This window comes from Croceicoccus mobilis (assembly GCF_001661965.1).
Classification (GTDB): Bacteria; Pseudomonadota; Alphaproteobacteria; order Sphingomonadales; family Sphingomonadaceae; genus Croceicoccus; species Croceicoccus mobilis.
This window is the reverse complement of sequence record NZ_LYWZ01000020.1, coordinates 267,477-280,505: the sequence shown is the minus strand read 5'-3', so window position 1 is coordinate 280,505 and position 13,029 is coordinate 267,477. Positions and strand designations below refer to the sequence as shown.

The following is a 13,029-nucleotide window of genomic DNA, read 5'->3' as shown; positions in this document are numbered from 1 at the left end:
GCACTCACCCACTATCACGGGGAGTGGATTAGCAGTCAAATAAACACTGTTCAATAATGAAATTGAGCGGTGTTTAATTTGGTCCGAACCGCCCTGCTGTCAGTACCCCATCAGCGAGAGCACTTCCTTGCGCGAGCGCTGATCCTCCAGGAAAGTGCCCATCATGCGGCTGGTCACCATGCCTACACCCGGCGTACGCACGCCGCGGGCTGTCATGCATGCATGGCTCGCCTCGATAACGACGGCCACGCCATGCGGCTGCAGATGATCCCAGATACACTGGGCGACTTCTGCCGTCAGCCTTTCCTGGATCTGCAGGCGCCGGGCGAAACCGTGCAGCACCCGCGCCAGCTTGGAAATGCCCACTACATGATCGCGGGGCAGATAGGCGATGGCCGCCTTGCCGATGATCGGGGCCATGTGATGTTCGCAATGCGACTGAAAGGGAATGTCCTTCAGAAGAACGACCTCGTCATAGCCGCCCACTTCCTCGAACACGCGTGACAGGTGGACCGAGGGATCTTCCTCGTATCCCATGCAATATTCCTTCCACGCACGCGCCACGCGCTTGGGCGTGTCGAGCAGCCCTTCGCGTTCCGGATCGTCGCCCGACCATCGGATCAGCGTGCGGATCGCCTCCTGCACGTCTTCGGGGACCGGGGGCTTGCCCAGTGGGTTGTCTTCATCGGGGCCGACAAGGCTGCTCATGCGCGGGTCTTTCTGTTCTGCATGGCGTCCAGATAGGTGCTCCCACCCCGTGCGTCACCATGCACTAACGTGCGGGGTGGTAGAAATCATAAATCTGTCTCGCGACGCTGTCCGACACACCGGGGACGCGGCGCAGGTCATCAAGCGCGGCGGCGCGCACCTTGCCTGCCGTGCCGAAATGGAGAAGCAGTGCCCGTTTACGTGCGGGGCCGATGCCGGGAATGTCGTCCAGCGGGCTCGCCTGAATGGAACGGCTGCGCTTGGCGCGGTGGGCGCCGATGACATAGCGGTGCACCTCGTCGCGCAGGCGCTGCAGGTGGAACAGCACCGGCGAATTGGTCGGCAGCATCTTTTCACGCCCGTCCGGAAAGTGGAACACCTCGCGCCCTTCGCGTCCGTGATGCGGCCCCTTGGCGATGCCGACCACGGCGACATCCTCGATGCCCAGCTCCTCCAGCGTGTCCATCACCGACGACAGCTGGCCCTTCCCGCCATCGATCAGCACGAGATCGGGCCAGACCGCATCGTCCTTCCCGCTCGTCTCGCGTTCGGGATCGTCTTTCATTGCGCGGGCAAAGCGGCGGTTCATGACTTCGCGCATCATGGCGAAATCGTCGTTGGTCTGCGCCTGTTTGATGTTGAACTTGCGGTACTGGTTCTTGATGAAGCCTTCCGGCCCCGCGACCACCATCGCGCCTACCGCATTCGCGCCCTGAATGTGGGAGTTGTCATAGACCTCCACCCGCTGAGGTATTTCGGGCAGGTCGAGAAATTCGGCCATTTCGCGCCAGATCTTCGCCTGCGTCCCGCTTTCGGCAAGACGGCGTTCCAGCGCCTCAATCGCGTTGCGGCTGGCCTGTTCGATCAATCGGCGGCGGTCGCCGCGCTGGGGCACGCTGATCTCCACCTTGCGTTCGGCAGCGGCGGTGAAGGCCTCGGTCAAAAGCTCGAAATCTGGCAATTCGCGGTCGACGAGTATGGTGCGCGCTGGCGGCACTTCCTCATAGAACTGGGCGAGGAAGGCGCTGAAAACCTCTTCCTGCGTGAGCCCATCGGTGTGGCGCGGGAAGAAGGCGCGGTGACCCCAGTTCTGCCCGCCACGGATGAAAAAGGCCTGCACGCCAATCTGGCCGCCCTTCTCCGCCATGGCGAAGACATCGGCGTCGCCCACCCCTTGCGCATTGATCGCCTGCGAACCCTGAATAAAGGTCGCGGCACGGAGGCGGTCGCGCAGCATGGCGGCCGTCTCGAAATCGAGATTCTCCGCCGCCTTGGCCATCTGGCTCTCGATCTCCTGCTGCACGGCGCTGGACTTGCCGGCCAGGAAATCCTTCGCCTGCCGAACCAGCTCGTCATAGCCGTCCTTGTCGATCCGCCCGACGCATGGCGCGCTGCAACGCTTGATCTGGTAAAGTAGGCATGGCCGGTCGCGGCGGCTGAAAAAACTGTCGGTGCAGCTGCGCAGCAGGAACAGTTTCTGCAGCGCGTTGATCGTGGTATTGACCGAACCGGCGCTGGCGAAGGGGCCGTAATAATTGCCCTTTGCCCGTCGCGCACCGCGATGCTTCATGATGCGCGGAAAATCATTGTCGCCGCGCAGCAGGATGAAGGGGAAGCTTTTGTCGTCGCGCAAAAGCACGTTGTAGGGCGGGCGAAACCGCTTGATCAGCTGCGCTTCCAGCAGCAGCGCCTCGGCCTCTGAGTTCGTCGTGACGATGGTCATCGACCGGGTCTGCGCGACCATGCGCTTCAGCCGCTGCGGCAGGCGTTCGACCTGCAGATAATTCGCCACGCGGTTCTTCAGCGCCCGCGCCTTGCCGACATAGAGCACGTCGCCGCGCGCATCCTGCATGCGATAGACGCCGGGGCGCGGTGGCAGGGTGCGCTGCACTTCGCGGATTGCCTCGATCCCGGCCTTGATGTCGGGCTGGCTGCCGCGCACCGTGGCGCTCGCCTTCTCTTCCAGAAAGCGTTCGCTGCCCTTGGGGTTGGGTGGGGTTCCGGCTTCGGTGCGGCTCATCGCGGTGCAAGATAGGGAGCGCGGACGCAAAGCGCCACCAGCCCCGTTGGCAATTGTTATCGCTATGGAAAGGGAGTGGTGCCCGGGGGCGGAGTCGAACCACCGACACGACGATTTTCAGTCGTCTGCTCTACCACTGAGCTACCCAGGCATCGCCAACAGAAGGGCGAATTCCCGATGGCGAAACAAGTGCCTCGCGTCGGGAGCGCCGCCTATGGCCAAAGCTTTGCGCGCTGTCAAACATGAAAATGCGCCGTTGCGATGAAAATCCACAGGCAGGCGGTTTTGGCTAGTAATCTTCATCCTCTTCGCCCGTCGGCACATGCGCCGGTTCGCCGGGAATCGCATAACCGCCCTGCAGCCACTGGACGAGATCGCGGTCCTTGCAGGCAGAGGAACAGAACGGGGCGTGGGTTTCGGAACGCGGCTTGCCGCACATCGGGCAGGACTTCACCGCGCGTTTCATCGGTGTCTGGCTCATAGGGGCACCGCCTGCGCCATCCCGGCCTCTGGCGCAAGGGCCGGATCGGTTTCGATGCGGATTTCGCGTCCTGTCCGTCGGCCAAGCTCGGCCAGCAGGTCATCGGTCAATCGCGGCTCCAGCGCGGGATGCACCCTCAGCAGGATCGCGCCGGGTTCCGTCACCGCCTCGGCCCGCCGCAACAGCAGTCGCGCGGCCGCCGAGAGGCGATGGCGCGCAAGCCGCTGCAGGATCGACGGCCCTTCCAGCCGCGCGACGATCTGGACAAAGCCGAACCCGTTCATCGCGGTGCGTTCATGCGGAAAACCGTCCAGCGCCAGCGCCAGCGCCTCGTCCACCGCGCGCCGGTCGGCTTTTTCCTGTAATGTCGGGAAATCGATACCGATCGATCCGCCGATATCCAGTCGGCGCAGACAATCGGCAACGGCAGGCACAGCCGCCAGCGCCAGCGCACGCGGCGGCAGCGTGCCGTCAATGTCGATCAAGGTCATGGCAGGCGTGGGCGACAAATGCAGCGCACCGCCATCGAATGCGATCACGCGGTCTATCGCCTCTGCGACCAGCTCGTTCCAATCGCATGCCGGAAAGCGCGGCACGATGCGCACCGCTTGGCCTGCGGCTTTCAACCTGTCTGCCAGATCGGGCGCAGGGGACAATGCGGCATTGCTGGGCCGGCCCTGCGCGCGTTTCGACCTTGCGCCCTCGTCAATGCGGGCGCGGTGGATCTCGATGCGGATCGGCGCCCCTTCGCTCGCATCTTTCGGCAAGCGATCGACCAGCACTTCCTCGCCGCCCTCCAGCCGCACGGTGCCGCGTTTCGATCCGGCGGCGCGGGATACGAGTACGCCCTCAACCACAGCGCCTGCGGCCAGTTCGCCCGGCCATGCGATCTTCGCCGCCACGATCCTGCCGCCCGAAAGCTGCACCGCGCGCGTTTCGCCGATGCCGCGTTCGACCAGCCAATCAGGCAATGGCAAAACCCGCCGCCTTCAGCAGCGCCCGCGTTTCATAAAGGGGAAGTCCCACGACGCCCGAATGGCTACCCTGGATCCATGCAATCAGCGCCTCGGCATGGCCCTGGATAGCATAGCCGCCCGCCTTCCCGTCCCATTCGCTGCTGGCGATATAGGCGTCGATTTCTTCCTGGGAGAGCTGTTTGAAGCGCACCACCGTCTCGCTGATCTTTTCGCGGATGGTGCCATCGGGCGCGGCCAGCGCGATGCCCGACATGACGCGGTGGCGCCGGCCCGACAGAAGCGTCAGACACTCACGCGCGGTCGCCTCGTCCTCGGCCTTGGGCAGGATGCGTCGCCCGGCGGAAACGACGGTGTCGCCTGCCAGAACATAAGCGCCCCTGCCGTCGACGGCAGCAGCCTTTTCCCGCGCCATGCGCGCCACATAGGCGCGCGGCAATTCCCCGTCATGCGGCGTTTCGTCGATGTCGGCAGGATCGATGCGCACCGGTTCCACGCCCAGCCGCGCGATCAGTTCGCGCCGCCGGGGGCTGGCCGATGCCAATACCAGTGCGGTTGATGTGGGGCCAGCCATGCCGGCGCGGATTAGCTCGGCCCGGGGCCGCCGCGGCCGGGCATGAAGCGATAGGTGATCCGACCCTTGGTCAGGTCGTAAGGCGTCAGTTCCACCAGCACCTCGTCGCCCACCAGCACGCGGATGCGGTTCTTACGCATCTTGCCTGCGGTGTGACCCAGGATCTCGTGATCGTTTTCCAGGCGGACGCGGAACATCGCGTTGGGAAGCAGCTCCACAACAGTGCCGCGCATTTCGAGGAGTTCTTCTTTCGCCATGCCTTGGGCGCCGTGCACCCATCCTTTCGCTAAAGTGTTAGGGAAAAACCTGCGCGCCCATAGCGCCGCACGGCCAATATGGAAAGAGCGGAGTTGCTTTTCAACGTCTGGCGCCCAGACGGTGGCGCGACTGACCGACTGCCATTTAGCGGCGTGAACCGCGCTGATCGCCGTCAAATTTGATGACTGGCGCGGATCAATTTCGTTCATGCTGCATTGCGACAGAATATTACATGCCTTTCCGGTGCCCACATCCTATCGTGGGACGCAATGCGCAAAAAGAGTAGACTGACCGCCTTGCCCCTTACCGCTTCCAATGGCCGCGCCCCGCGCGACCCCGAATTCCCATTGCCGCAAGGCGTACCGGCGCGCGCGATCAGCAGCGTCGAGCCGAAAGTCTGCGCCATTGCGCTAGCAGCGTGCATTTGTGCAATGCCAGTCGCGGCCGCCGCGAACGAGGCGGTCCAGCAGGGCACTAGCGTTCAGGATATCGAACCGCGCGAGGATGACGATGGCATGATCAACGAGATCATCGTCACCGCGCCGCGCCTGCGCGGACAGGTCGATGTCCCGCAGGCCCCGATCGCCGTGCTGGACGAGGCCGAGATCGAGAGCGTGGGCGCATCGTCGCTGGCCGAACTGCTTGAGGAACTGGCACCGCAATCGAATTCCGCCAGCGGTCGCGGATCTGGCGGCCCGCCCGCGATCCTCGTCAACGGGCAGCGCATTTCGGGCTTTCGCGAGATGCGCAACTATCCGCCCGAGGCGCTGGCCCGGGTCGAGATCCTGCCCGAGGAAACTGCCATCCGCTTCGGCTTTTCGCCCAATCAGCGCGTGATCAATTTCATCCTCAAGGAAAACTATTCCTCGCAGGAAATCTCCGCCGAATATGGCTGGCCCGACAAGGGCGGCTATCACACGAGCGAGATCGAGGCATCCATGCTGACGATCAACGGCCCCAACCGGCTGAACATCGCGATCGAGGCGGAAAATTCGTCGCTCCTGCGTGAAAGCGAACGCGGCGTGTCGTCCTATGGCTTTACGCCGATGGCAGGCGATGCCGATCCTTCGGCCTATCGCTCATTGTCGCCCGATACGCGCGACCTTACGCTGAACACCGTGTGGACGCGCGGCATTGGCGAAGGCGGGCTTGGCGGATCGGTGACGGTCAACGGCACCGTCACACGCAGCGATTCGCTGTCGCTGCAGGGCCCCGACACGGTGACGCTGGAGGATGCAGGCGGAGCGACAGCGCAGCGCGTGCTGCTTTCCAGCGCACTTGGCCTTGGCAATCGTGTACGCCAGAGCCGCAGTTCCGGGTTCGAACTGGGCACGACCTTCAACAAGCCGCTAGGCGACTGGGACCTTACCGTGACCGGCCGCTGGACGCATGACGACACAGTGACCGCATCGGGTATCGGGCTCGACACCGATTCGCTGGAGGCCGCAGCGCTGGCAGGCGATATCGCGATCACCGCGCCTGTCGATGATCTGGCTGCCTATCTCGGCTCGCGTTCCACCAACCGCAGCTATTCCAATTCCGAAGACGCCAGCTCGCTTGCCACGCTTACGGGGCGGCCGGTGCTGCTGCCGGGCGGCGAACTTGCGCTGACGGTGAAAGCCGGGTTCGACTGGAGCAATATCGTGTCGCGCCAGACCCAGACCCTGGGCAGCGAAACCGATCTGACCCGCGGCGATGCCAATGCGGGCCTGACCGTCGGCATTCCCGTCACCAGCAGGCGAGAAGGCATCCTCGACGCGGTGGGCGATATCACCATCGACCTGTCGGGCGGCGTCAACCATCTCTCCGATTTCGGCGCGCTTTATAACTGGAGCGCAGGCCTGAACTGGTCGCCGCTTGAGCGCATCAATTTCCAGGCAAGCCGGATCTACGCCGAAAAGGCCCCGACGCTCAGCCAGCTGGGCGCGCCCTCGCTGATCACCAGCGGCGCGACGATTTATGACATTACCACGGGGCAAAGCGTGCTTGTCGACCTCATCACCGGCGGCAATCCGAATCTGGTCGAGGAAAAGCAGAACGACTGGAAATTCGCCTTCAACTACGATCTGCCGTTTCTGGACCGCTCACGCTTCATCGCCGAATATTACGACGAACACTCGACCGACGTGTCGAGCGGCTTCCCCGCCCTCACCCCCGCGATCGAAGCTGCTTTCCCGGACCGGGTGACACGCGATTCCAGCGGCAATCTGGTCAGCATCGACCAGCGTCCTGTCACCTATGCAAGGCAGGACGGGCGGCGCCTGCGCTATGGCATCGACCTGTCGGGCCGGATCAAGGGCAAGGAGAGCGAAGAGCAATCGGGCCAGCGCGGCGAAGGCCAGCAGGGCCGGCAGGGCGGCGGAGCGCCCGGCATGCCCGGAAGCCGCCGCAACCGCAGTGGCGGGCGCTGGGGTTTCGGCATCTATCACACCGTGCGTTTCGAACAGAGCGTGCAGATCGCCGAAGGCACGCAGGTGCTCGACCTGCTGGACGGCGAATCGATCACCTCCACACCCGTCGCCCGGCATGAGGTCGAGCTTCAGGCCCGCGCCTTCTACAACGGGTTCGGCATGCGGCTTTCCGGCGATTACCTTGGCGGCGCGAGCATCGAGGATACGAGCGGCACCGGCTCCTCGCTCGACTTCGATCCGATCGCGACCTTCGACGTGCGCTTCTTCGCCGATCTCGAACGCGCGGGCGGGCTGGCCGACAAGGTGCCCTTCTTCAAGGGGGCGCGGCTCTCCTTCTCCATCGATAATATCTTCGATGCACAGCAGCGCGTCACCGATGAGAGTGGAGAGGTGCCGACAAACTACCTCCCCGCCTTCGCCGACCCTGCCGGACGCCTGCTGGAGATCGATTTCCGCAAGCGGTTCTAGGTACTTGGCGGCACCCGCGCAGAGCTTTTGCTTTTGCGCATAAGCTGGCTTATAGGCGGGGCGGAAACGCCCCGGCCCGCCCTGCCCGAATCATCGTGGGCCGGTCAGGCCGGGGCTCGGTATTTCATGCCCACGGCCATGTCGCCCGCCCCTTCGCGCAGCGATGCCAATGACCGGCGGCAAAGCGTTGGAAAGCTCTTCACATGAACCGTCGCCGCCAGATCTACGAAGGCAAGGCCAAGATCCTTTACGAAGGCCCGGAACCGGGCACGCTGATCCAGTATTTCAAGGATGATGCCACCGCCTTCAACGCTCAGAAAAAGGGCACGATCAACGGCAAGGGCGTGATCAACAACCGCATCAGCGAGTTCGTGTTCACCCGCCTGTCGCATATCGGCATCCCGACGCATTTCATCCGCCGCCTGAACATGCGCGAACAGCTCGTTCGCCAGGTCGACATCATCCCGCTGGAAGTTGTCGTGCGCAATGTCGCGGCCGGTTCGATCTCCAAACGCCTCGGCATCGAGGAAGGCGAACCGCTGCCGCACACGCTCCTTGAATATTACTACAAGGACGATGCGCTGGGCGATCCGCTCATCGCGGAAGAGCATATCGCATGCTTCGGCTGGGCCTCGAACGAGGAGATGCAGGACATGTCGTCGATGGCGATCCGCATCAACGATTTCCTGTGCGGCATGTTCGCAGCGGTCGGCATCCGCCTTGTCGATTTCAAGCTGGAGTTCGGCCGCCTGTGGGACGGCGATTACAGCCGCGTGATCCTGGCCGATGAAATCAGCCCCGACGGCTGCCGCCTGTGGGACATGGCAACCGGCGAAAAGCTGGACAAGGACCGCTTCCGCCGCGACCTTGGCGGTGAGGAAGACGCCTACACCGAGGTTGCCCGCCGCCTTGGCGTGTTGCAGGATGACGGGCCGAGCGAGGTTTTCGACCTCAGCCATCACCGCAAGCTGAGGGGCAAGAAATAGGCCGCAGCCTGCAAAAAGAAGAACGGTGAGAGGAAAGACAATCGGAAACAGGCAAACGCAAAAGCGGTGTGACCCGGGGGTCATGCTTGGCTGATTTTCGCGTGGGTCGCGCCCGTTTCCGCCTTCCTCTTTCCGCTCTCGCCCCGGGCCTGCTGGCACTGGCCGCACTCGCGGGCTGCTCCGCCCTTCCCGCTCCCAGCGTTCAGGCAGAAGCGCCGCAAACAAACCGCGCGGGCGTTCCGCTGCCCGAAACGGTACTCGCGCAGAGCGATCTGACGCCCGACAGCGATATCCGTCATGGGCGGCTGGCAAACGGCATGTTTTACGCCATCCGCCAGAATGGCACCCCTGCTTCCACGGCAGAGGTTCGCCTCGTCTTCGATGCGGGCTCTCTGGACGAAACCGATCGGCAGCGCGGCTGGGCGCATTATGTCGAGCACATGGCCTTCAACGGTTCGACCAATGTGCCCGAAGGCGAGATGGTGCCCCTGCTGGAGCGCGAGGGGCTGGCCTTTGGCGCGGACACCAACGCCTCCACCAGTTTTGAAAATACCAGCTATCGGCTGAGCCTGCCGCAGAGCGACCCGGCACTGCTCGATACAGCGCTTATGCTGATGCGCGAAGTGGCGGGAGAGCTGCAATTCGATCAGGGCGCGGTCGATCGGGAACGCGGCGTATTGCTGGCCGAACGCCGCGACCGGGATAACTACCAGCTCGAAGAGGCGCTGGACCGCTATGGCTTCGAGACACCCGGCGCGCGCTATGTCGAGCGCTGGGCCGGCGGCACGGTTGCAACGCTGGAAGCTGCCGACGGCGCCGGGCTGAAGGATTTTTGGGCCGGGCATTACAGACCCGAGAACACCGCCCTGATCGTCGTCGGCGATATCGATCCGGACGCGGTGGAAACGGCGATCAAGGCGCGTTTTGCCGATTGGTCCGATGGCAGCCCGCCCCCTGCCCCACGCGATTACGGTTCGGTCGAATTCGATCGCGGCGCGGCAGAGGACATCCACATCCACCCCGCGCTGTCCGAACGGCTCACCGTGTTTCGCGTCGCCCCTGCCCAGAACGAAGCTGACGACAGCGCAGAGCGGCGCGAAGCCGTCCTGCGCCAGATCGGCTATGACGCGATCAACCGCCGGCTGAAAAGCCTTGCGCGTGAGGCTGACGCACCGTTCCGGTCGGCAGGATTTGGCACCGGCAACGTCTTCCGCATGGCGCGCGTGACGCGGCTGGTGGTCGACAGCGTCGATGGCCAGTGGGAACGGGGCCTGATCGCTGCCACCAGCGAATATCGCCGCGCGATGGAGCAGGGTTTCACCCGCGCCGAGATCGCGGAACAGCTCGCCGAACTGGACGAACGCTATGAACAGGCCGCAGCGGGTGAGGCGACGCGGTCTAACGAATTTTTCGTCAACCGCATCTCACGCTGGATTTCCGAAGGGCGCGTACCCACGACCGGCCCCGAAGCGGCCGAACGGTACTTCGCGATGCGCGACGAAATCACGCCCGATGCCATCATGGAGGCGCTGCAAGAGGAAGCCGTGCCGCTGGACGAGAATGCGCTGATCCGCTTTCGCGGACGGAGCGAACCCGAGGACGGCGGCCCTGCCCTGCGCGCCGCATGGGAAGAGGCGCTGGCCGCCCCGCTACCGGAACAGGCACGGGAAGAGGCGCAGGACTTCGCCTATACTGATTTCGGGATGCCCGGTGATGTGGTGGCGGACGAGATAGAGCCCATTTTCGGCATTCGCACGATCCGCTTTGCCAATAATGTCAGGCTCAACCTCAAGCATACCGACATCAACAAGGATGTCATTTTCGTGCGGATGACTCTGAGCGGCGGCAGGCTGCTGGAAAGCCGCGAAGATCCGCTCGCGGTGGAACTGGCGTCGCGCATTCCGGCTGGCGGGCTGGGCGCGCATGATGCCGACCAGCTCGAAACGATTCTTGCGGGCAAGCGCGTCTCCTTTAACTTCAGTGCCGGTACCGACGCCTTCACCTCCACGGGTTCGACCCGGCCCGACGACCTTGCCATGCAGCTTCAGCTGATGGCTGCGCTGATCACCGATCCGGGCTGGCGCGCAGAGCCTGTGGCGCGGTTTCGCGGCATGCTTCCCGATTATTTCGCACGGCTGAAAGCAACGCCCTCCTCCACCTTTGCGAGCGAGGCGGGCGCGATCATGAGCGATGATGATCCACGCTTCAGCCAGCAACCGATCGACGCCTATCGCGCGCTCGACTTCGCGCAGCTGCGCCAGATCATGCAGCCCGTGTTCGACAATGCCCCGATCGAAATCGCCATCGTCGGCGACATCGACGAGGACCGTGCCATCGATCTGGTCGCGAAAACGCTGGGCGCGCTGCCCAGGCGAGAGGCCAGCTTCACCCCCGATGCCGCCGCGCTGGCGCGCAGCTTCACCGAGCGGCGCGGAACCGTGGTACTGCGTCATCAAGGCGAAGCGACGCAGGCGCTGGTGCAGAAGATCTGGCCGACGCGCGATGACAGCGACGCCATGCTCAACACGCGGATGGAGATCCTCGAGCGCATGGTGCGCATTGCCTTGACCGACGAGCTGCGCGAGCGACTGGGGCAGGCTTATTCGCCATCCGCCTCCAATGCGATGAGCTCGATCTATCCGGGATATGGCAGCTTCACCATTCGCGCGCAGGTTGATGCCGACGCGATTGCGGCGGCGGATCAGGCCCTGACCGCGACCATCGCGAAACTGCGTGATGGGCCGATTTCACAGGATCTGCTCGACCGAGCGCGGGAGCCTTATATGGCCAGTTTCGACAATATGCTGAAATCGAACCAGGGCTGGCTGGCACTGGCCGATCGCGCGCAAAGCGAAGCGGACCGCCTTGCCCGCACCGCCGCGATCCGCGAGCGCGCAGAGGCCGTGACGGTGGAGGCATTGCAGGCCGATGCCCGCCGCTGGCTGCCCGAAGGAGGGGCTTTGACCTTTTTCGTACTGCCCGAAGGCGTGCCTTCCCCGATTTCCATCGATCCACCGCTTGCGCCAGCGACCGCTTCGCCATAGGGGCTGGCGCACGGATTCCCGCTGGCCCTTTTGTCACTCGCCAGCGCAGCTAACAGGAAGGTTCGTGCGATGAAGGTGCTGGTCCATGTCTCGCTGAAGCCCGGCGTTCTCGATCCGCAGGGCCGTGCGATCCATCACTCGCTGGAAGGTCTTGGCTTTGGCGGCGTTTCCGATGTCCGCGTTGGCCGCGAAATCGCGCTGGAAGTCGCCGACGACACCAGTGACGAGGCGCTGGAGGACATGTGCCGCCGCCTGCTCGCCAATACGGTGATCGAAAACTACCGCATCGAGAAGCTCTGAGCTTTCCTTAAGGGAGCACGCGATCATGGCATTCACCGCTGGCGTCATCACCTTCCCCGGTTCGAACTGCGACCGCGACATGGCCGTGGCCATCCGTGACATCTCGGGCCGCGAACCGCTGCGCCTGTGGCACGGCGATGCGGATCTTCCCGGCAATATCGATTTCATCGCGGTGCCGGGCGGGTTCTCCTATGGCGACTACCTGCGTTCGGGCGCGATGGCGGCGAACAGCCCGATCATGCGTTCCGTCATCGCGGCAGCGGATCGCGGCGTGCCCGTGCTGGGCGTGTGCAACGGTTTTCAGGTGCTGACCGAAGCGCGGCTGCTCCCCGGCGCGCTGATGCGCAATGCCGGCATCCATTTCGTATGCCGCACCGTGCCGCTGGTGGTCGAGAACGGATCTTCCCTGTTCACCAGCCGCTATGAAACCGGCAGCACGATCCAGATCCCGGTCGCGCATCACGACGGCAATTACTACGCCGACGATGAAACGCTGGACGAGCTGGAAGGCGAAGGCCGCGTCGCGTTCCGCTATGGTGAGAACGTGAATGGCTCTGCGCGGCAGATCGCGGGTGTCCTGAACGCGAAAGGCAACGTGCTGGGCATGATGCCGCACCCCGAACGCGCTATCGAAGATGCGCAGGGCAGCGCCGATGGCCGCGCCTTGTTTGAAGGCGTGTTCGAGTCGCTTTCGGTAGCCTGATCGACCGCGCCGCATTGGCGGTCGTTATATCGGGCAATTAGTCGAGATATTCGCGGGGCTTGCCCCCGTGCCCCCGGTTTCGCTTGCCGAGAGCCGGTCGAG

General features: G+C 63.9%; 11 protein-coding genes and 1 tRNA gene. 5 read left to right on the top strand and 7 right to left on the bottom strand.

All coding sequences use genetic code 11. From position 1 onward, the window contains the following. Positions 1–99: 99 nt before the first annotated feature. From folE to infA, 7 genes are all read right to left on the bottom strand, one after another. On the bottom strand, positions 100–708 hold the full coding sequence (gene folE, locus A9D13_RS06540; RefSeq protein WP_066771693.1) for a GTP cyclohydrolase I FolE: 609 nt from the start codon (positions 706–708) through the stop codon (positions 100–102). Between the two features lie 64 nt (positions 709–772). Further along, positions 773–2,728 (bottom strand): excinuclease ABC subunit UvrC, encoded by a 1,956-nt coding sequence (gene uvrC / locus A9D13_RS06535; RefSeq protein ID WP_066771691.1) that lies wholly within the window; start codon positions 2,726–2,728, stop codon positions 773–775. Between the two features lie 76 nt (positions 2,729–2,804). Next, a tRNA-Phe gene (locus tag A9D13_RS06530) sits at positions 2,805–2,879 on the bottom strand. A gap of 138 nt (positions 2,880–3,017) precedes the next feature. Continuing rightward, positions 3,018–3,209, bottom strand: coding sequence for a DNA gyrase inhibitor YacG (gene yacG / locus A9D13_RS06525; protein ID WP_229665401.1), 192 nt, complete (start codon positions 3,207–3,209; stop codon positions 3,018–3,020). Next, the gene (locus A9D13_RS06520) at positions 3,206–4,186 is read right to left on the bottom strand and encodes a ribonuclease E/G (protein WP_308420384.1); all 981 of its coding nucleotides are present in this window, start codon (positions 4,184–4,186) and stop codon (positions 3,206–3,208) included. The genes yacG and A9D13_RS06520 overlap by 4 nt, the downstream gene beginning before the upstream one ends. After that, positions 4,173–4,757 carry a Maf family protein gene (locus A9D13_RS06515; RefSeq protein ID WP_066771687.1) on the bottom strand — a complete coding sequence of 195 codons (585 nt, stop codon included), beginning with the start codon at positions 4,755–4,757 and terminating at the stop codon, positions 4,173–4,175. The genes A9D13_RS06520 and A9D13_RS06515 overlap by 14 nt, the downstream gene beginning before the upstream one ends. Before the next feature lie 11 nt (positions 4,758–4,768). Further along, on the bottom strand, positions 4,769–5,014 hold the full coding sequence (infA, locus tag A9D13_RS06510) for a translation initiation factor IF-1 (RefSeq protein ID WP_066771685.1): 246 nt from the start codon (positions 5,012–5,014) through the stop codon (positions 4,769–4,771). Positions 5,015–5,446: 432 nt separating this feature from the next. Here infA and A9D13_RS06505 point away from each other — a divergent pair, with 432 nt between their 5' ends. The 5 genes from A9D13_RS06505 to purQ all read left to right on the top strand — a co-directional run bounded on the left by A9D13_RS06505 (position 5,447) and on the right by purQ (position 12,927). Next, entirely contained in the window at positions 5,447–7,894 is a 2,448-nt protein-coding gene (locus A9D13_RS06505; protein WP_066771683.1) for a TonB-dependent receptor, read from the top strand. Between the two features lie 203 nt (positions 7,895–8,097). Beyond that, positions 8,098–8,880 (top strand): phosphoribosylaminoimidazolesuccinocarboxamide synthase, encoded by a 783-nt coding sequence (gene purC, locus A9D13_RS06500; RefSeq protein ID WP_066771680.1) that lies wholly within the window; start codon positions 8,098–8,100, stop codon positions 8,878–8,880. Positions 8,881–8,966: 86 nt separating this feature from the next. Then, complete coding sequence (locus tag A9D13_RS06495; RefSeq protein ID WP_156521940.1) at positions 8,967–11,924, top strand: M16 family metallopeptidase; 2,958 nt, start codon at positions 8,967–8,969, stop codon at positions 11,922–11,924. Positions 11,925–11,993: 69 nt separating this feature from the next. Beyond that, positions 11,994–12,224: a phosphoribosylformylglycinamidine synthase subunit PurS gene (gene purS / locus A9D13_RS06490; RefSeq protein ID WP_066771677.1), complete on the top strand. Its 231-nt coding sequence runs from the start codon at positions 11,994–11,996 to the stop codon at positions 12,222–12,224. 25 nt (positions 12,225–12,249) lie between these two features. Continuing rightward, positions 12,250–12,927, top strand: coding sequence for a phosphoribosylformylglycinamidine synthase subunit PurQ (gene purQ / locus A9D13_RS06485; protein WP_066771675.1), 678 nt, complete (start codon positions 12,250–12,252; stop codon positions 12,925–12,927). The last annotated feature ends 102 nt before the right edge of the window (positions 12,928–13,029 follow it).

What these genes read in the sequence shown, in the direction of transcription:
- uvrC (WP_066771691.1), bottom strand. Translation starts at nt 2,728, where the DNA reads ATGAGCCGCACCGAAGCCGGAACCCCACCCAACCCCAAGGGCAGCGAA.
- purQ (WP_066771675.1), top strand. Translation starts at nt 12,250, where the DNA reads ATGGCATTCACCGCTGGCGTCATCACCTTCCCCGGTTCGAACTGCGAC.
- A9D13_RS06515 (WP_066771687.1), bottom strand. Translation starts at nt 4,757, where the DNA reads ATGGCTGGCCCCACATCAACCGCACTGGTATTGGCATCGGCCAGCCCC.
- folE (WP_066771693.1), bottom strand. Translation starts at nt 708, where the DNA reads ATGAGCAGCCTTGTCGGCCCCGATGAAGACAACCCACTGGGCAAGCCC.
- yacG (WP_229665401.1), bottom strand. Translation starts at nt 3,209, where the DNA reads ATGAGCCAGACACCGATGAAACGCGCGGTGAAGTCCTGCCCGATGTGC.
- A9D13_RS06505 (WP_066771683.1), top strand. Translation starts at nt 5,447, where the DNA reads ATGCCAGTCGCGGCCGCCGCGAACGAGGCGGTCCAGCAGGGCACTAGC.
- purC (WP_066771680.1), top strand. Translation starts at nt 8,098, where the DNA reads ATGAACCGTCGCCGCCAGATCTACGAAGGCAAGGCCAAGATCCTTTAC.
- infA (WP_066771685.1), bottom strand. Translation starts at nt 5,014, where the DNA reads ATGGCGAAAGAAGAACTCCTCGAAATGCGCGGCACTGTTGTGGAGCTG.
- purS (WP_066771677.1), top strand. Translation starts at nt 11,994, where the DNA reads ATGAAGGTGCTGGTCCATGTCTCGCTGAAGCCCGGCGTTCTCGATCCG.